This is a genomic window from Rouxiella silvae, assembly GCF_002093625.1.
Lineage (GTDB): Bacteria > Pseudomonadota > Gammaproteobacteria > Enterobacterales > Enterobacteriaceae > Rouxiella > Rouxiella silvae.
Genome location: NZ_MRWD01000005.1, coordinates 76,882 through 94,866, shown reverse-complemented (window position 1 = coordinate 94,866; position 17,985 = coordinate 76,882). Strand labels below are relative to the sequence as shown.

The following is a 17,985-nucleotide window of genomic DNA, read 5'->3' as shown; positions in this document are numbered from 1 at the left end:
GTTCACTCCATCCGTAATCCGCTTTTTGAATCAAAAAAGTGTAGCGCGTGCGCGGGTAAAACCAAACGTAATTGCGTGCCCGTTGCCGGACAATTTTCATGTGAGAGTCGCACTACCATGCCGCTTCCCGCCCAAACGCCGTGGGCCAGATTGTCCGCACCCAGCAACTCAAGGTTTTTCAGCTCCATCGGAATGCCGGTGTGCGGATCGTCCGTGAGTTGAATATGCTCCGGTCGCACACCTAAGGTCAACACGCGACCGCCCCACTCGGGACGGGCCTTTGGCAGCGGCAGCTCGTATCCGCCCTCCATCACCAGCGATGTGCCGTCGGAGGTCAATTGCCCCGGCAGCAGGTTCATTGCCGGTGAACCAATAAAGCTGGCGACAAACAGGCTGGCAGGACGCTGATAAACCTCTGAAGGAGTACCGATTTGCTCGGCAATCCCTTTGTTCATCACAATCACGCGCTCGGCCAAGGTCATCGCTTCAACCTGGTCGTGCGTCACGTACAGGCTGGTGGTCCGCAGGCGGCGGTGCAACTGCTGTAACTCGAGGCGCATTTGCACGCGCAGCTTCGCATCCAGGTTCGATAAGGGTTCATCAAAAAGAAAAACAGCCGGCTCGCGCACGATGGCACGCCCCATTGCTACACGCTGGCGCTGACCGCCGGAAAGCTCGCGCGGTTTGCGTTTAAGCAGTGGACCCAGCTCAAGAATACGCGCCGCCTCTTCAACCCGCGCCTGAATCTGCGCTTTACCGAAGCCGCGTATTTTCAGGCCATAAGCCATGTTGTCATACACGCTCATGTGCGGATAGAGCGCGTAGTTTTGGAATACCATCGCGATGCCGCGATCTTTCGGTTCAAGATTGGTCACGCGCACGTTGTCGATATAAATATCGCCGCTGGTGGTGCGCTCCAGCCCAGCCACCATACGCAGCAGAGTAGACTTACCACAGCCGGAAGGGCCAACCATCACGATAAATTCGCCGTCGGCAACGTCCAGATCGATAGTTTTGATAATCTGATTCTGTCCGTCGTAAGACTTGGTCACTGCCTGTAGTTTTAAATTTGCCATGTTTGTTTTTTACCAAGTGAATCGTTTGTCATGTTAATCATTTTTCACTGTCTACCAGGCCGCGCACAAACCAGCGCTGCATCAAGAGCACGACTGCCAAAGGTGGCAATAACGTCAGGATCATTGCTGCCATCACCTGATTCCACTGTGTCGAACCGTCTCCCGAGGAGATCATGCTCTTGATTCCAGCCACCGCCGTGCCCATCGAAGCATCGCTGGTCACTAAAATCGGCCACAAATATTGGTTCCAGCCGTAAATAAAGGTGATGACAAACAGCGCTGCAAGGTTGGTTTTCGACAATGGCAGCACGATGTCCCAGAAAAAGCGCATCGCACCCGCGCCATCGATACGCGCGGCTTCCAGCAGTTCGTCCGGTAGAGTCATAAAGAACTGTCGGAACAGGAAGGTGGCCGTGGCCGAGGCCATCAGCGGCAGCGTAAGACCCGTGTAACTGTCGAGCATGTGTAAATTAGCGATAACCTGCACCGTCGGGAAAATACGCACTTCCACCGGCAACATCAGGGTCATAAAAATTAGCCAGAAGAACACGTTACGCAGCGGAAAACGAAAATAGACGATGGCGAAGGCCGACAGCATTGAAATCGAAATTTTACCGACGGTAATCGCCATCGCCATGATAAAGCTGTTCAACAACAGAGGACCAAACGCCGGACTGTTGCTGCCCGCCCCCTGCGTCCAGATGGTGCGGATATTTTCAAACAAGTGCCCACCGGGGATCAGGCTCATCGGCACCTGAAAAATCTGTTTGTTATCCAGCGTCGCGGCAACAAAAGCCACGTACAGCGGGAATAACACCATCAGTACGCCAATAATCAGCACGGCGTGACAGAAAATATCGAGACCTCTTCTGTTTTCGATCATTGGTAACGCACCTTACGCTCGACGAAGCGGAACTGTATAAATGTCAGAGCTATCACCATGACCATCAGCACTACCGACTGCGCGGCCGAGCTTGAGAGATCGAGACCGGTGAAACCTTCACGATAAACCTTATAAATCAAGGTGGTAGTTGCCTGAACCGGTCCACCCTGCGTTGCCGCGTCAATCACCGGGAAGGTGTCGAAGAAGGCGTAAACCAGATTCACCACCAGCAGGAAGAAGCTGACCGGTGAAATCAGCGGCAGCACCAGATTGAAAAAGCGTCGAACTGGACCGGCGCCGTCAATGGCCGCGGCCTCAACCAGTGAACGAGGAATTGACTGGAGCGCGGCTAAAAAGAACAAAAAGTTGTAGCTCACCTGCTGCCAGATTGATGCCAGCACCACCAGGAACATCGCTTGTCCGCTGTTTTGCGCATGGTTCCAGTTATAACCAAGCGTACCAAGGAAATGCGTTATCAAACCCAAGCCAGGGCTGAACAAAAACATCCACAGTACGGCGGCTACGGCGGGCGCAACGGCGTAAGGCAGAATAAGTAAGGTTTGATAAATCCGGCTGCCGCGGATCACGTGGTCAACCATCGCGGCCAGCAGCAGAGAGATGCCCAGGCCAAAAAATGCCACCATAAAGCTGAATTTCAGCGTGGTGTAGAAAGAGGCGAGATAGTAAGGATCCTGGAACAGCTGTTGAAAGTTGGTCAGCCCGGCAAACACGCTTGAGACCCCAAAAGGATCCATTGTTTGCATCGAAAACCACAGTGCCTGACCGGCGGGCCACAGGAAAAAGATGGCCGTAATCAACAACTGAGGCAGAACCAGCGCATAAGGCAGCCAGCTACAGCCAAACCCGGGACGGTGTGAACTCATATGAATTACTCATCAAAACAAGAGACGGACAAGAGGGTGTGAAGCTCGTACGTTTGCAATCGCCAAAACGAATGACAGAGCAACGCGTAAAAACGACAATCGAGACACATTTTTACGTGCTGCCCTATCAGGCTTTAGTAGACCGCGGGCGTTATTGCTTCACTGATGCTTCAAAGCGACGCAGCAGCAGATTTCCACGCTGTACGGACTCATCCAGCGCCTGTTTAGCCGTTTTCTGGCCGCTCCACACGCCTTCCAGCTCTTCATCCACGATGGTACGAATCTGTGGCATGTTGCCCAAACGCAGCCCTTTGGTGAAAGGCAACGGCGGCTTGTTCATCATCTGGCGAGTGGCGACGTCGGAACCTGGGTTCTTGTCATAGAAGCCCTGCTGTTTAGTCAGCTCGTAGGCCGCCGTCGTTACCGGCAGATAGCCGGTTTTCTGGTGCCATTCGGCGGCAATTGCTGGCGTTGTCAGGAACTGTAGGAATTCGGCAACACCTTTATAGGTTGCGTCGTCCTTGCCTTTCATTACCCACAGGCTCGCGCCGCCAATGATGGCGTTTTGCGGAGCACCCTTCACGTCGGCGTCGTAAGGCATCATCCCGACACCGTAGTTGAATTTGGCGTATTGGCGGATATCGGCCAGTGAACCGGAAGAGGCGGTGGTCATCGCGCAGTCGCCGTTATAGAACTTGGCGGTAGACTCATCTTGGCGACCGTAATAGGTGAATTCGCCCTTCTTGTTCATGTCTTCCAGGAATTGAATATGTTTAATTTGTTCAGGCTTGTTGAATTCTAGAACCGCATCAGTGCCGTCAAAGCCGTTGTTCTTGGTTGCCACCGGCAGGCCATGCCAGGCGCTGAAGTTTTCAATCTGGATCCAACCCTGCCAACCGCTGGCATAGCCGCACTTCATGCCAGCTTCTTTCAACTTGGCGGTGTCTTGTTCCAGCTCCTGCCAGGTTTTTGGCGGCTGATCGGGATTCAGACCGGCTTTTTTGAACGCGTCTTTGTTGTAGTACAGCACTGGCGTAGAGCTGTTAAACGGCTGCGACAGCAGACGCCCCTGAGAATCTGAATAGTAGCCGGAAACCGTCGGCACGAACTGTGAAACGTCTTCTTTCAGGCCCGCATCGGCAAATACCTGATAAACCGGCTTAATCGCCTTGCTTGCCATCATGGTTGCGGTGCCGACTTCATAAACCTGCAAAATTGCTGGGGCATTGCCGGTACGGTAAGCCGCGATGCCTGCTGCCAGGTTCTGGTCGTATTTGCCTTTATAAACAGGAACGATTTTTACATCAGGGTGCGTTTGGTTAAAACGATCGGCCAGTGAGTTAACTTCTTTACCTAGCTCACCGTCCATTGAGTGCCAAAAAGGGATTTCCGTGACGGCAAAAGCGTTGGCGCTAATAGCCAGCATAAGTGCTGCACCCAGAGCTGATTTTTTTAAATTGATGTACATGCCTGTCTCCTGAATTCTGCTGGTGTAAGGAAATGCAGAGAAATAATGGAAGTCACAAAATTTTTTATTCGGGAGCTAACATGACACGGCTAAATGACAGAAAAATAACCGTTAAATGACAATAACGTGACAGCGGCGTGAAACACAGATGACGGGAAGATGGCAAAAATAAGGCGCATTGGGTGAGCAATGCGCCATAAATTCGTATTACTGTAGTTTAAGGGGTAAAAACCCGCGTATCTTTCCCTAAAGCGCGCGCTTCAGACGGGCAACGGCTTCATGCAGTTGCTCTTCGGTTGCGGTAGCGAAGGAGATGCGGAAGGTCGAGTGATCTGGGTTATCGGAGAAGAAGAACTCACCAGGTACAAACACTACGCCCTGCTCCAGCGTTTTCTTCATCCACTCGGTGCAGTTACGTGGTTCGCGGAAACGCGCCCACAGGAACATGCCGCCTTTAGGGTATTCGAAGGTCAGGACGTGGCCGAGCTCGCGCTCAAGCAACTCGGCCAGCACGGTGCATTTTTTCTTGTACGCGGCGCGAATAGTTTCAATCTGCTTATCGAGACGACCCAGCCCCAAGTAATACTCGGCCACCGTTTGCGACAGCGAGCTGGCGTGCAGGTCGGCGGCCTGCTTAATAATTGCGACTTTGTTCAGCAGCCAATGCGGCATAATAACCCAGCCTAAACGCAGGCCAGGGGCCAGAATTTTGGAGAAGGTAGAGGTATAAATGATGTTATCGGCATGGCCATAGAACTGCTTCGAAAGTTCAAACAGCGTGGGCAGGCGCTCGTCGGTAAAGCGCAGTTCGCCATAGGGATCATCTTCAACAATCAGGAATTGGTGCTCTGCGGCCAGCTTAACCAGCTGTTCGCGGCGTGAAAGACTCAGGGTAACACCGCTCGGGTTGCCAAAAGTCGGCACCAGATAAACACCTTTAATTTTGCGCGTCTTGAGGATTTCGGCCAATTCGTCGACGTTCATGCCGTCACCGTCGGAACCGACAGAAAGCAGGTGCGCTTCGGCCAGTTCTAAGGTTTGCAAGGCTGCCAGATAGGTCGGGCGCTCCACCACGAAGATGTCATCCGGGTTAACCACGGCACGCATAACCAGGTCCAGCGCCTGCTGCGAACCGGCGGTCACAACAATATCTTCAGGCGCGGAAACAATGCCGCGCGTCTTGCACAAGTCAGTAATGCATGAACGTAAACCATGACTGCCTTCGGTCAGACCATACTGAAACGCATGCTCCGGCTGCTCGGTGATCGCCAGCTGCGTCGCCTGCGCCAACCCTTCAAAGTCGAATAAGGCTGAAGAAGGGATACCACCCGCCAGCGAAATAACGCCCTCCATCTTGCTGTGTTTCAGCAATTCTCGAATGGCCGAACTTTTAAGCCTGACCATGCGGGCGGCGAGCAAACCTTCTGTGTTCATGTCGTGTTCCTGATGATGTGCAAAAAATTTATAAGAATGTAAGAAATGTTAATTTATAGACAAAATAAAAACCGCAAAGCGCTTGCCGTGCGGTTTATTAGATTTATCACAGATTTTTCTTTAATTAACGAAATTTATGCCCCCAGATAGGCAGAACGCACCGCTTCGTTAGCTAAAAGCGCCTCTCCGGTGTCTTCAAGCACCACGTGACCATTTTCCAGCACATATCCTCTGTCGGCCAGCTTCAATGCCTGGTTAGCATTTTGCTCAACCAAAAAGATAGTCATGCCCTCTTCGCGCAGAAGCTGAATAGTGTCAAAAATCTGCTGGATGATGATGGGTGCCAAACCGAGTGAGGGTTCGTCGAGCAGCAGCAACCGTGGCTGGCTCATCAGTGCTCGGCCAATCGCCAGCATCTGCTGCTCTCCGCCCGACATAGTGCCCGAACGCTGCGCCCGCCGCTCCTTCAGCCGCGGAAATAGCGTGAATACTCGTTCAAGGCGCTGCTGGTACTGGTCGCGGGCGGCAAAAAATCCGCCCATCGCCAGGTTCTCTTCAACCGTCATGCGCGAAAACACTCGACGCCCCTCGGGTACAATCGCAATGTCGCCGCGCATGATCCGCGCCGTCGGCCACTCGGTAATGTCCTGACCTTCAAAAACGATCGACCCCTGCGAGGCACGCGGTTCTCCGCACAGTGAGCCCAGCAGCGTGGTTTTACCCGCGCCGTTAGCACCAATCAGTGTGACAATTTCGCCTTTATTAATATGCAGGCTCACCTGATGTAGCGCCTGAATTTTACCGTATTGGGCTGATACCTGATTAAATGACAACATCTTTTACCCCTCGCCCAAATACGCACGGATCACGTCTGGATTGTTACGGATCTCATGCGGCGTGCCCTGTGCCAGCGGCGTACCCTGATTCACGACATAAATCCGGTCCGAAATGCCCATCACCAGCTTCATGTCGTGCTCAATCAGCAGCACGGAAACCTGATGCTCGCTACGCAGTTCGGCAATAAGCTGGTTTAACTCTTGGGTTTCACGCGGGTTAAGTCCGGCAGCAGGCTCGTCGAGCATCAAAATTTCTGGCTGAGTTACCATGCAGCGTACGATTTCGAGGCGGCGCTGTTGCCCATAGGCTAGATTGCCCGCTTGGCGATTGGCGTGTTCGAGTAAACCGACGCGGTCAAGCCACTGCGCGGCGCGGTCAAGCGCATCAGACTCCGCACGTCTGAACCCCGGCGTTTTGAACAGACCGGCGAGCACACCACTTTTAAGATGCTGATGCTGGGCAACCAGCAGGTTTTCAATCACCGTCATTTCGCGAAACAGCCGTACGTGCTGAAAAGTACGCACTATACCCATACGCGCAATCTTCTGGCCGGGCAGGCCTTCAAGATGCTGTTCACGCAGTTTAATGGTGCCGCCGCTTGGGCGATAAAAACCGGTCAGGCAGTTAAATACCGTGGTCTTACCGGCACCGTTTGGCCCGATCAGGGAAACAATTTCCCCTTGATTAAGTTGCAGTGCGACGTTGTTCACCGCCAGCAGCCCACCAAAGCGCATCGTCAGTCCTTCAACGGTCAGCAAAGATTGCATGTTCATACCTGCTCCTCCTTGACCGCCGTGACCTTGTCGGCCACTTTCAATTTAAGATGTGGCCGTTTCATCGGCAGTAGCCCCTGCGGACGCCAAATCATCATCAGCACCATCAAGGCACCCAGCAGTAACATGCTGTATTCGTTGAGGTCACGCATCAGTTCGCGCGACACCACCAGCAGAATTGCCGCCAAAATTACCGCAAACTGCGAGCCCATTCCGCCCAGCACGACGATGGCCAGTACGAAAGCGGACTCGACGAAGGTAAAGGATTCAGGACTGACAAACCCTTGGCGCGCAGCAAACAGGGTACCGGCAAAACCGGCAAAGGCGGCGCTGATAGTAAACGCCGTCAGTTTGATGCGCGTTGGGTTGAGACCGAGCGAACGGCAGGCAATTTCGTCTTCGCGCAGCGCTTCCCACGCGCGACCGAGCGGCATACGCAGCAGTCGATTAATCACAAACAGGGTCAAAATAACCAACAGAAGCGCAACCAGATAGAGGAAAATAATCCTGTCACCCGGGTCGTAGCTCAGGCCAAAGAAATGGCTAAACGTATCCCAGCCCCCTTCGCGCGCGGACCGGCTAAACTCGAGGCCAAACAGCGTGGGTTTAGGGATCTGGCTGATGCCGTTCGGACCACCGGTTATCTCAGTATTATTGAGCAGCAAAATACGCACGATTTCACCGAAGCCCAACGTCACAATGGCAAGATAGTCTCCGCGCAGCCTCAATACTGGGAAGCCTAGCAGGAACCCAAAGGCCGCCGAAACCAGCCCCGCCAGCGGAAGTGCCTCCCAAAAACCGATGCCGTAGTAGTGATTGAGCAGTGCGTAGGTGTACGCGCCAATTGCGTAGAAGCCGCCATAGCCCAGCACCAGCAGGCCTGAAAGGCCAACCACCACGTTGAGTCCGAGGCCCAGCATAATGTAGATGAGCGTCAACGTGGCGATATCTACCGAGCCACGCGAAACGATAAACGGCCAGGCAACGGCAGCAATGATCATCAGCAGCGCCAGCCATTTTTGCTTAGGCGTGGAGCCGTCAAAGCTCGGCAAAACCCAACTCGGACCCGAGACTTTTTTCAGCCCTTTTTGCAGCAGTGGTCGAAACAGCTGAAACACAAAAACCACCGCGCAGCCGGCCGCAATCCAGTACCAACGCACAACGTCAGCGCCATGAACCACCAGCCGCGTGCCGTCGAGACTGAGTTGCAGTCCCATGATAAACGATGCCAACACCAGTAAAACCAATGCCGAAACCAGCGCATTAAGCAGGTTAAGATGCTTCATACTTTCTCAACCTCCGGACGACCCAAGATCCCGGTTGGCAGAACCAGCAACACCACAATCAGCAGCGCAAAAGATACGACGTCTTTGTACTCGGTGCTGAGATATGCCGAAGTCAAGGCTTCGGCCACGCCCAAAATCAGGCCGCCAATCATCGCACCAGGAATGCTGCCAATACCGCCTAGGACTGCGGCCGTGAAGGCTTTCATGCCGGCCATAAAGCCGATATACGGGTTAATCACGCCGTAAAATTGTCCCAGAAGTACGCCTGCGACGGCGGCCATCAGTGCGCCAATAACAAAGGTCAGGGAAATAACGCGATCGGTGCTTATCCCCAGCAGGCTGGCCATTTTTAAATCTTCTGCGCAGGCGCGGCAGGCTCGACCCATACGGGAATAGCGAATAAACAGCGTCAATGACAGCATCGCGATAAAAGTCACCACCCAGATAATCAGCTGCATTGTGCTGATAGTCGCGGCAAAGCCGTTGGTTTCGCCCAGCGTCCACTGGCCGGTGACTAGGCTCGGTAACGCCAAGTCACGCGAGCCCTGGGTCAGGCTAACGTAGTTTTGCAGGAAAATAGACATCCCGATGGCAGAGATAAGTGCAATCAGTCGCTTTGAGTTACGCACCGGCTTATAGGCCACGCGCTCAATGCTCCAGCCATAGGCGCTGGAAATCACAATAGCCGCGATAAATCCGGCACCTATCAGCAACCAACTGGCGTCGATGCCCATCATCATCAGCGCGGCAATCACGATAAAGGAGACATAGCTGCCAATCATGTATACCTCGCCGTGGGCGAAGTTGATCATGCCGATAATGCCATAAACCATGGTGTAGCCGATGGCGATCAGCGCGTAGGTGCTGCCCAAGGTCACACCGTTAAACATCTGCTGGATAAAATAGAGAAACTGCTCTGACATACCTTGAACCTTAATGACGCTCCAGCTCGTGGGCATAGCGCTGCAACAGGGGCTGCAGCGCTAATGACGATGGCCGAGAGTTTAAAATTATTACTTAATCGGCGTAGAAGTGCCGTCGGCGTGCCACTCGAAGATGCCAAACTCGAAGCCTTTCAAATCACCCTTCTCATCCCAGCTCAGCGGGCCCATGACGGTATCGACCGGTGCTGATTTAAGATTTTTGACGATATCAGCCGGCTCCATGCTGCCGCTGCGGGTCATACCCGTGGTTAACGCCTGCAGTGCCGCATAGGTGGTCCAGACAAACGGGCCGGTTGGGTCGAGCTTTTTAGCCTTCAGTGCATCAACGATTGGCTGGTTGGCAGGAACCTGATCATAACGTTTTGGCAGTGTGACCAGCATGCCTTCGGACGCAGCCCCGGCAATGTTTGAGAGCGAGGAGTTACCCACGCCTTCCGGGCCCATAAACTTGGCGTTTAGACCAGCCTGTTTGGACTGACGCAGGATTTGACCCATTTCTGGGTAATAGCCACCGAAATAGACAAAATCAACGTTCTCTTTTTTCAAGCGCGCCACCAGCGTAGAGAAGTCTTTGTCACCCGCCGTAATCCCTTCAAACATCACCACGTTGCCGCCGGATTTCTTCAGGCTGTCTTGTACAGAACGCGCCAGACCTTCACCGTACTGTTGCTTGTCGTGAATAACCGCGATGCGCTGAGGTTTGATGGTGTCGAGGATATATTTAGCCGCGGTTGGGCCTTGATCGGAGTCCAGACCGGTGGTGCGCATAATCATCTTATAACCACGGGTAGTCAGGTCGGCGTTAGTCGCCGCTGGCGTAATCATAATCACGCCTTCGTCTTCATATATATCTGATGCAGGCTGAGTAGAAGAAGAGCACAGGTGCCCAATAACATAGCGAATGCCGTCGTTGATGACTTTGTTAGCTACAGCCACGGCCTGTTTAGGATCGCAGGCGTCGTCGTATTCAACACCGACCAGCTTGTCGCCCTTAATACCGCCCTTAGCGTTAATATCTGCAATCGCCTGTTTTGCACCGGTAAATTCCATGTCGCCGTATTGGGCAACCGGTCCGGACATCGCGCCAACGATGGCAACTTTTATGTCCTTGGCTATGGCTGAGTGGCCAAGTGCCAGAGCAACACAGCCCGCTAACCAGACTTTACCCTTTGTTAATTTCATCCTGACTACCCCGTTTGATTATGTTGTGATGTCGTATATCCACCTGCTTAAAACATGCTCACATGAGGCTTTCGCCATAAGTAATAATGAGTTAGCAGGTTTTTTTGGTCTTATTCACTAATAAAACGCTTATTTATCACATCATTAAACAGGAATTTTCTTCTGCAAATCAAATCTCACACTCAGAAACATGAGGTGTAAACAGAATTTTATTTGGGGTTAAACGCGGCAAATCGCGAAGTTGTCAGCGGTTAAAACTGCTTAGTTAAAATTAGTCCGCCGTTTATATTTTATACGCCTGTGCGGAAAATATTTTCTAACTGTTATTGTACAAAAAAAGTTACGCACCACTGAAAGGGTTATCCAGTACACTGTTCATTGTCCTTTTCCCTTTGTTATCTGTGCCTAAATCATGAAATTAACCATCGTAAAGCTCGACAACCTTACTCCGCAGGACAAAATCGATTTAGCCAAGATTTGGCCACAGCAGCAGTGTGCCGACTGGCGCAGCGGGATCGTGGGGCAACGAATGATTTTTGCAGCGCGATTTAATGATAGGCTACTGGCGGCGGTGAAAGTTTCGGTGACGGGTACCAAAGCTGAATTAGGTGATTTGTGCGTACGTGAGGTCACACGCAGACGCGGCGTAGGCTTGTATCTGATTGAGGATTTACAGCTACAGCTTCCCGAAATAATAACGTTTTCGATTCAGGCCCAGCCCGGTATTACCCAGACTGACAGTGCGGCATTCGACGCCTTTATGCAGGCCTGTGGTTTCAGGTTGGTTGGAAACAGCTGGCAGAAAGTTCGGCCTCACTAACGTCGGGTCGTTTTCTGTAGCCATAAAAAAAGCGACCTCAGTGGGTCGCTTTTTTACGTGATACCTGCTGTTCACAGGCCGTTTAATCAAAGACAATAAATCAGGCTTCGATAGCCAGTCGCAACTTTTTCATCGCATTTTTTTCAAGTTGGCGAACGCGCTCGGCAGAAACACCGTATTTGTCAGCCAGTTCCTGAAGCGTCGACTTATTGTCGTCGTCAAGCCAGCGGGCACGGATAATATCCTGACTACGCTCGTCCAGCCCTTCCATTGCGAAGGTCAGTTTATCGGCTGCGTTGGTTTCCCAGTTATCATCTTCGATAGTTTCTGCGAAGTCAGAGCTTTTATCCTGCAAATACAGCATAGGCGCCATTGCTTGACCATCGCGCGGCTCTTCGTCCGGCGTTGGGTCAAAGGTCATGTCCTGTGCCGCCATGCGAGATTCCATTTCTAGCACGTCTTTACTGGTTACACCAAGCTCACGAGCAACGTGTTCGACTTCTTCATGGCTAAACCAACCCAGGCGCTTCTTGTTTTTGCGCAGGTTAAAGAACAACTTACGTTGTGCTTTAGTGGTAGCCACTTTCACGATGCGCCAGTTACGCAGCACGTACTCGTGGATCTCTGCTTTTATCCAGTGCACGGCGAAGGAAACCAGACGTACACCGACCTCGGGATTAAAGCGGCGAACCGCTTTCATCAGGCCAATGTTGCCTTCCTGGATAAGGTCAGCCTGCGGCAGACCGTAACCGGAATAATTACGGGCGATATGAGCGACAAAGCGCAGGTGAGACAGGATTAGCTGTTTAGCTGCTTCCAGATCGCCCTCGTAATGCAGCCGTTCAGCCAGTGCCCGTTCTTCCTCTGCCGTGAGCATAGGATAGGCATTGGCGGCCCTGACATAGGCTTCCAGGCTACCTTGGGGTACTAGTGCTAAAGTTTGCATTTCTTTGGTCATTAAAGCCTCTCTAATGTGACGTAAGAAGGTTTTACACAACGTTGTCGCGGAATGAATACCAACGGATAACCGTATTACGACAGCGAAGAACCACTCACATTGCTGCTGATATGACCCTGAAACTCACTCAAAGTTCACTCATTAGCGCCTTATTCGGCCCAATGACTGTATGCGAGGTACAGGGAAAATGATTGGGAAATCGTGCTCAAGAGGAAGAGAGTTCATAAGATCCTAAATAACAAGGATCCTTTAAAGCAGACTATTGAAATGGGTCTTCCCTTGCAACACAACCCACAGCTACAAGGGAAGAGTATACCAAAAAAATCTTATTGTGGTGTAAATCGTCGTAAATGTTGCACCGTTGCAAGGTAGGCCGCGATCCAACCGATCATCGCCGAGATCAACAGCAGCAGCAGGCTTTCATCCCACCCTAACCCGTGAAGATCAAAGTTAGTGCCAAACACCGAGGCAACCTGCGTCACCACTGCCTCTAAACGCAACACCAGCGCTTCTGAAAGAATAAGCGAGAGCAGAGCCCCACAAAATCCGAGCATTGCACCGCCGTTGAGAAACGGCCTCAAGATAAACCCATCGGTGGCGCCGATAAGTTTCATTACGTTAATAGTATCGCGGCGACTGAAAATGCTCAGGCGCACGCTGTTGCCGATGACCAAGAACACAGCCACGATCATCAAGACGCCAATCATGGCAGCTATTTGCCCCACCAGCCCAGTCAACGCAGCGAGTCGCGCAAACCAGCTGTCGTCCATGCGCACTTCGTCTACGCCCTGTACGGCAGCAACTCGGTCACGCAAGGTGTTCAGTGTCTTGGAATCTTCAAAGTTCATTTTCGGCGTGATGATTGCCACCGCAGGGAGCGGGTTTTGCTCCAGCATATCCATGGCACCGCCAAAGCCTGACCAGTTGCGGAATTCGCTCATCGCTTCCTGCCGAGAAAGGTAGTTAACCTTATCAACGCCAGCTTCAGCTTTAAGCGCTTTCATTACGTTCATGGCCGCGTCATCATCCAGCGATTTATCGAGATAAACCGTTAATTGCGGCGTGGGATACCACTGCTCCGCGGCCTGACTCACGTTTTTCCACACCAGATAGCACACACTCGGCAGGGTCAGCGAGATGGCAATCACCATGACGGTCAACAACGTTGCCAGCGGCTGGCGCAGCATGTCGCGGATGGTGTTGCTCCACGCATAGCGCCACTGCTCGCGGAATCCGCCCTGCAGCGCTTTGCTTTTGGTATCACGTGCGCTCTTGGCCGTGCGGCCCGGCTTAGGACTATTGGCCATGGTATGCGCCTCCGGCTACTCTTCCCTGACTCAGGGTCAGCGTACGATAGCGGCGGCTGGCAATCAGCCCCATGTCATGGGTTGCCATCAATACAGTCACGCCAACGCGGTTAAACTCTTCAAACAACCGCAAAATTCCCTCCGACAACACTTCGTCCAGGTTACCCGTAGGCTCATCGGCCAGCAGCACCGCTGGTTTGTTCACCACGGCGCGAGCAATACCCACCCGCTGCTGTTCACCGCCGGAAAGTTGAATAGGGAAGTTCTTCGCCTTGTCCAACAGGCCCACTTTGTCGAGTGCAGCCGAAACCCGGCGTCGAATGTCTTCACCACTTGCACCGGCAATGATCAGAGGCATCGCGACATTGTCGTAAACAGTTCTGTCGAGCAGCAGGTGGTGATCCTGAAATATCATGCCAATCTGGCGGCGCAGAAACGGGACTTCGCGCGCCTTCAGGCGGCTAATGTCGTGGCCACCAAATAAAATATGGCCCGCGCTCGGGCGTTCAATGCCGCAAATCAGTTTCAACAGAGTACTTTTACCGGCACCGGAATGACCGGTCAAAAATGCCATTTCACCCTGCTGAATGTGGAAATCGACGCCCTGCAGCGCCTGTCGCCCGCCTAGATAAGCTTTACTGACCTGTTCAAAGCGAATCATCCGTATTAATCCTCTCGGGCAAAAAGTGCCTCAATAAAATCGTCAGCCTTGAATGGCCTTAAATCTTCGATACCTTCACCCACACCGATATAGCGGATAGGGATCTCAAACTGGTCGGCGATGGCAAAAATCACGCCGCCTTTGGCAGTACCATCCAGTTTGGTCAGCGTAATACCTGTTAGACCGACAGCTTCGTTAAACAGTTTCGCCTGACTGACGGCGTTCTGTCCGGTACTGGCGTCAAGTGTCAGCATAACCTCATGAGGGGCGTCCTCGTCCAGTTTTTTCATCACTCGGACAATCTTCTTAAGCTCTTCCATCAAATGAGATTTGTTTTGCAAACGCCCTGCCGTATCGGCAATCAGCACGTCAATTTTTCGTGACTTGGCCGCCTGAATAGCATCAAAAATCACCGATGCAGAATCCGCGCCGGTGTGCTGGGCAATCACCGGAATATTGTTGCGCTGACCCCACACCTGAAGCTGCTCAACCGCCGCCGCACGGAAGGTATCACCCGCCGCCAACATCACAGATTTGCCCTCGGCGGCGAACTGGCGCGCCAATTTACCGATAGTCGTGGTCTTACCGACGCCGTTGACCCCGACCATAAGGATGACATACGGGCTTTTCCCAGTGACATCCAGCGGCTTATCAACTTTAGCCAATATTTCAGACATTTCTTCCTTCAGCTTGCCGTACAGCGCTTCCGCATCTTTAAGCTGCTTGCGGCTGGCGTGTTCAGTCAGCGAAGTAATGATTTTACGGGTTGTTTCAACCCCGACGTCCGCAACCAGCAGTTGCTCTTCGAGCTCTTCGAACAACTCGTCATCAATTTTCTTACCGCGGAACAGGCCAACAAAGCCGGAACCAAGATTCTGACGCGTTTTAACCAGGCTGCGTTTTAAACGGGCGAAGAAACCCTCTTTTGTTGGGCGATCCTGCTCGATTTGCTGTTCCAATGCAGGCAGGGTTACCAGCGGCTCAAGCGCAACCGGTAACTCTTTTTCTTCAAAGATTTCTGGCTCTGGCTCTGGCTCAGATACAACGTCAACCCGATGTTGATGGGTAGCAACCTCTTCGGTCACCGCCACAATTTCCTGCGCCAACTCTTCCGCGTTATGACTGATAACCGGCTCGGCAACGGCAACAATGTCAGCATCTACAACGTCAGCGTCTACAACTTCTGCTTCGGTCACTTTTACTGCAACGGGCTCAGCCTCAATCACCTCTGGCGCTTTAACAGCCTCAGGTTCAATTTCAGCAATCTCGACCTCAGTGTGAGTGGGCTCATGCAGGGTCTCGTCCTGCTCTACCGGCTCAAGGGGCTGCTCAACCGGCGTTGTCTCTTGCGGCTGTTCTTCTTCTTTGCGACCCCGTCCAAACCAGGAAAGAAAACCGCGTTTTTTCTCTTTTGCCATTTTACAACTTCACTCCACGCCGTTAATTACCGACGAACGGATTATTAATAGGGTAATAACCTAGCAGTCTATCACTTTCCCTTAAACGCAACACGCCTGAGTGATGAATTCGCTGCTCATACAATCAACTACGTGGTAACAATGCGAAACAGCCGTGACGTCGCGGTAGCCTCCAGAGCATCACACCGGTAGAATAGCCCCTCAACCCGTGTTCCTGACACCCGAAGACTTTTATACAACCAGAATCTACAATCGAAACTATGGCAAAAAAACCGCAAACCCCGGCTGCTGGCCAAATTCGCCTGATCGGCGGGCAATGGCGTGGACGCAAGCTACCGGTTCCGCATAGCCCAGGACTGCGACCGACCACCGACAGGGTCAGAGAAACGTTATTTAATTGGCTCGCGCCGGTTATTCAGGGTGCGCGTTGCCTCGACTGCTTTGCCGGCAGCGGTGCGCTCGGTATTGAGGCGCTGTCTCGCTATGCTGGCAGCGCGACGTTACTGGAATTCGAAAAGCCGGTAGCGCAGCAGCTTGAAAAAAATCTGGCACTGCTCAACGCGCAAAATGGCCAAGTGGTTAACGTCAATTCTCTGAATTGGCTGGCTAAAAATGGTCAGGCGTATGACGTCGTTTTTCTCGACCCGCCTTTTCGCAAAGGCATTCTGCAAGACACTATTGGCCTGCTCGACGCCAACGGCTGGCTGGCGGAAGAGGCCTGGATTTACATTGAATCAGAAGTAGAACACGGCGCAATCCCCGTGCCCGCCAGTTGGCGCCTGCATCGGGAAAAGATCGCTGGGCAAGTTGCCTACCGCTTATATCACCGCGAGGTCACGCTTGCTGCTGACACCTCGCCACAGGAGCAGTCAGATGTTGATTAATGTTGGTCGTTTATTGATGCTTTGCATCTGGATTTTTTTGCTGTCAAACATCATTCATCCCTTCCCTAAACCGATGAAATATTTCCTCGATGTGGCAATGGTGTTTATGTTTTTCATGCACGGTTTGCAGGTGATGCTGCTCAAAGCCACTCAGGGTAAAGATCAGGCGCCTATTGGCGCTTGGCTGCAACTGCGTATTTTCCTGTTTGGCGTATTTGAATTAATGGCCTGGCAGAAGAAACAGCCGCCGATGCCGAAGAAGTAATCCCACGCTGATAAGCACTGCGCACGTTCGCTGCGCAGTGTCTTAAAGCTATACCAAAACTAAACCAAACTCTTTGAAATCCCACTTTGCCCCTTCGCGCTCAATTTTAAGTCTCTTTTAAGATTGTCGGCCACCCCGTGCCTCTCCTACACTGAAAGCATGAGGTGGAGCAGGTATCGCTCTGCCGTTTTTGGCAGTTCTTTGCTTACTTTTTATAAATAAGGATAAACAATGAGTTGGCCGTTTATTGCTGTATTTCTTTCGGGTTGGCTGTATGTCGACGCACGTTATCGTGGGCCTCGCTGGCAGGGATGGGTGTTCAAACCTGTGACCCTGCTGCTGCTGATGCTGCTCGCCTGGCAGGCGCCAGTAATGGGCACCAACGGGTATCTGATTGTGCTGGGACTGATGGCCACACTGATTGCCGATGCGCTGCTGCTGCTTCCTCGCGAACGTTATCTTTATGCGATCGGCGCATTTTTCCTGTCGCATCTTCTCTATACTTTGAGCTTTGCCAGCCAGATGAGCTTCACCTTTTTCTGGCCGCTACCGGCAATACTGGCGATTGTCGGCGTGATATTACTGGCGATTATCTGGAGCAGGCTCGAGGAAATGCGCTGGGCGGTGATGACCTTTATTGTCATGACGCTGCTAATGGTGTGGGTTGCCGGTGAACAATACTTTTACCGCAGCACCGACTTGGCTTTTTCGTTATTGTGTGGCTCAATTTTGCTGCTGCTGGCCAATATTGTCTGGACTATCAGTCACTACCGCTTCAAGTTCCGCGCCGCCGATGCAATTGTTGCCGCCTGCTATTTTGCCGGACACTTCCTGATCGTACGCTCGCTTTATCTTTAATCGACGTTTTTGACTTGACCCTGGAGTTTACTCCAGGGTGTAGACTC

General features: G+C 52.3%; 18 protein-coding genes. 4 read left to right on the top strand and 14 right to left on the bottom strand.

Translation table 11 applies throughout. From position 1 onward, the window contains the following. Positions 1-2 precede the first annotated feature (2 nt). The 10 genes from BS639_RS03645 to BS639_RS03600 form a co-directional block, all read right to left on the bottom strand. Positions 3-1,076, bottom strand: a complete 1,074-nt coding sequence (locus BS639_RS03645) for a sn-glycerol-3-phosphate import ATP-binding protein UgpC (protein ID WP_055773275.1) — start codon at positions 1,074-1,076, stop codon at positions 3-5. Between the two features lie 37 nt (positions 1,077-1,113). After that, positions 1,114-1,959, bottom strand: a complete 846-nt coding sequence (gene ugpE, locus BS639_RS03640) for a sn-glycerol-3-phosphate ABC transporter permease UgpE (protein ID WP_055773277.1) — start codon at positions 1,957-1,959, stop codon at positions 1,114-1,116. After that, positions 1,956-2,843, bottom strand: a complete 888-nt coding sequence (ugpA, locus tag BS639_RS03635; RefSeq protein WP_055773279.1) for a sn-glycerol-3-phosphate ABC transporter permease UgpA — start codon at positions 2,841-2,843, stop codon at positions 1,956-1,958. The genes ugpE and ugpA overlap by 4 nt, the downstream gene beginning before the upstream one ends. A 151-nt stretch (positions 2,844-2,994) precedes the next feature. After that, positions 2,995-4,311 (bottom strand): sn-glycerol-3-phosphate ABC transporter substrate-binding protein UgpB, encoded by a 1,317-nt coding sequence (gene ugpB / locus BS639_RS03630; protein ID WP_055773280.1) that lies wholly within the window; start codon positions 4,309-4,311, stop codon positions 2,995-2,997. Between the two features lie 246 nt (positions 4,312-4,557). Continuing rightward, the gene (locus BS639_RS03625; RefSeq protein WP_084982278.1) at positions 4,558-5,745 is read right to left on the bottom strand and encodes an aminotransferase-like domain-containing protein; all 1,188 of its coding nucleotides are present in this window, start codon (positions 5,743-5,745) and stop codon (positions 4,558-4,560) included. A 134-nt stretch (positions 5,746-5,879) separates the two neighbouring features. Continuing rightward, positions 5,880-6,581: a high-affinity branched-chain amino acid ABC transporter ATP-binding protein LivF gene (gene livF, locus BS639_RS03620; RefSeq protein WP_055773284.1), complete on the bottom strand. Its 702-nt coding sequence runs from the start codon at positions 6,579-6,581 to the stop codon at positions 5,880-5,882. 3 nt (positions 6,582-6,584) lie between these two features. Continuing rightward, the gene (gene livG / locus BS639_RS03615) at positions 6,585-7,355 is read right to left on the bottom strand and encodes a high-affinity branched-chain amino acid ABC transporter ATP-binding protein LivG (protein WP_084982277.1); all 771 of its coding nucleotides are present in this window, start codon (positions 7,353-7,355) and stop codon (positions 6,585-6,587) included. Beyond that, positions 7,352-8,641 (bottom strand): high-affinity branched-chain amino acid ABC transporter permease LivM, encoded by a 1,290-nt coding sequence (locus BS639_RS03610; protein WP_055773288.1) that lies wholly within the window; start codon positions 8,639-8,641, stop codon positions 7,352-7,354. Before BS639_RS03610 ends, livG begins: the two co-directional genes overlap by 4 nt. After that, on the bottom strand, positions 8,638-9,564 hold the full coding sequence (gene livH, locus BS639_RS03605) for a high-affinity branched-chain amino acid ABC transporter permease LivH (protein WP_055773290.1): 927 nt from the start codon (positions 9,562-9,564) through the stop codon (positions 8,638-8,640). Before livH ends, BS639_RS03610 begins: the two co-directional genes overlap by 4 nt. A 90-nt stretch (positions 9,565-9,654) precedes the next feature. Further along, the gene (locus BS639_RS03600; RefSeq protein ID WP_055773292.1) at positions 9,655-10,767 is read right to left on the bottom strand and encodes a branched-chain amino acid ABC transporter substrate-binding protein; all 1,113 of its coding nucleotides are present in this window, start codon (positions 10,765-10,767) and stop codon (positions 9,655-9,657) included. Positions 10,768-11,179: 412 nt separating this feature from the next. Between BS639_RS03600 and panM the strand changes: the two genes are divergently transcribed. Next, on the top strand, positions 11,180-11,587 hold the full coding sequence (gene panM, locus BS639_RS03595) for an aspartate 1-decarboxylase autocleavage activator PanM (RefSeq protein WP_084982276.1): 408 nt from the start codon (positions 11,180-11,182) through the stop codon (positions 11,585-11,587). A 100-nt stretch (positions 11,588-11,687) separates the two neighbouring features. Here panM and rpoH read toward each other — a convergent pair whose 3' ends face one another. From rpoH to ftsY, 4 genes are all read right to left on the bottom strand, one after another. Continuing rightward, positions 11,688-12,545, bottom strand: coding sequence for an RNA polymerase sigma factor RpoH (gene rpoH / locus BS639_RS03590; protein WP_055773296.1), 858 nt, complete (start codon positions 12,543-12,545; stop codon positions 11,688-11,690). A 326-nt stretch (positions 12,546-12,871) separates the two neighbouring features. Continuing rightward, positions 12,872-13,852 (bottom strand): permease-like cell division protein FtsX, encoded by a 981-nt coding sequence (gene ftsX, locus BS639_RS03585; protein ID WP_084982275.1) that lies wholly within the window; start codon positions 13,850-13,852, stop codon positions 12,872-12,874. Further along, positions 13,842-14,513: a cell division ATP-binding protein FtsE gene (ftsE, locus tag BS639_RS03580; RefSeq protein WP_084982274.1), complete on the bottom strand. Its 672-nt coding sequence runs from the start codon at positions 14,511-14,513 to the stop codon at positions 13,842-13,844. The genes ftsX and ftsE overlap by 11 nt, the downstream gene beginning before the upstream one ends. Positions 14,514-14,518: 5 nt before the next feature. Further along, entirely contained in the window at positions 14,519-15,931 is a 1,413-nt protein-coding gene (ftsY, locus tag BS639_RS03575) for a signal recognition particle-docking protein FtsY (RefSeq protein ID WP_084982273.1), read from the bottom strand. A 260-nt stretch (positions 15,932-16,191) separates the two neighbouring features. Here ftsY and rsmD point away from each other — a divergent pair, with 260 nt between their 5' ends. The 3 genes from rsmD to BS639_RS03560 all read left to right on the top strand — a co-directional run bounded on the left by rsmD (position 16,192) and on the right by BS639_RS03560 (position 17,938). Then, a complete protein-coding gene (gene rsmD, locus BS639_RS03570; RefSeq protein ID WP_084982272.1) occupies positions 16,192-16,815 on the top strand; it encodes a 16S rRNA (guanine(966)-N(2))-methyltransferase in 624 nt (207 codons plus the stop codon). Beyond that, entirely contained in the window at positions 16,805-17,080 is a 276-nt protein-coding gene (locus tag BS639_RS03565; RefSeq protein ID WP_055773306.1) for a DUF1145 family protein, read from the top strand. The genes rsmD and BS639_RS03565 overlap by 11 nt, the downstream gene beginning before the upstream one ends. Positions 17,081-17,311: 231 nt before the next feature. Beyond that, positions 17,312-17,938, top strand: coding sequence for a lysoplasmalogenase (locus tag BS639_RS03560; protein ID WP_055773308.1), 627 nt, complete (start codon positions 17,312-17,314; stop codon positions 17,936-17,938). Positions 17,939-17,985 lie beyond the last annotated feature (47 nt).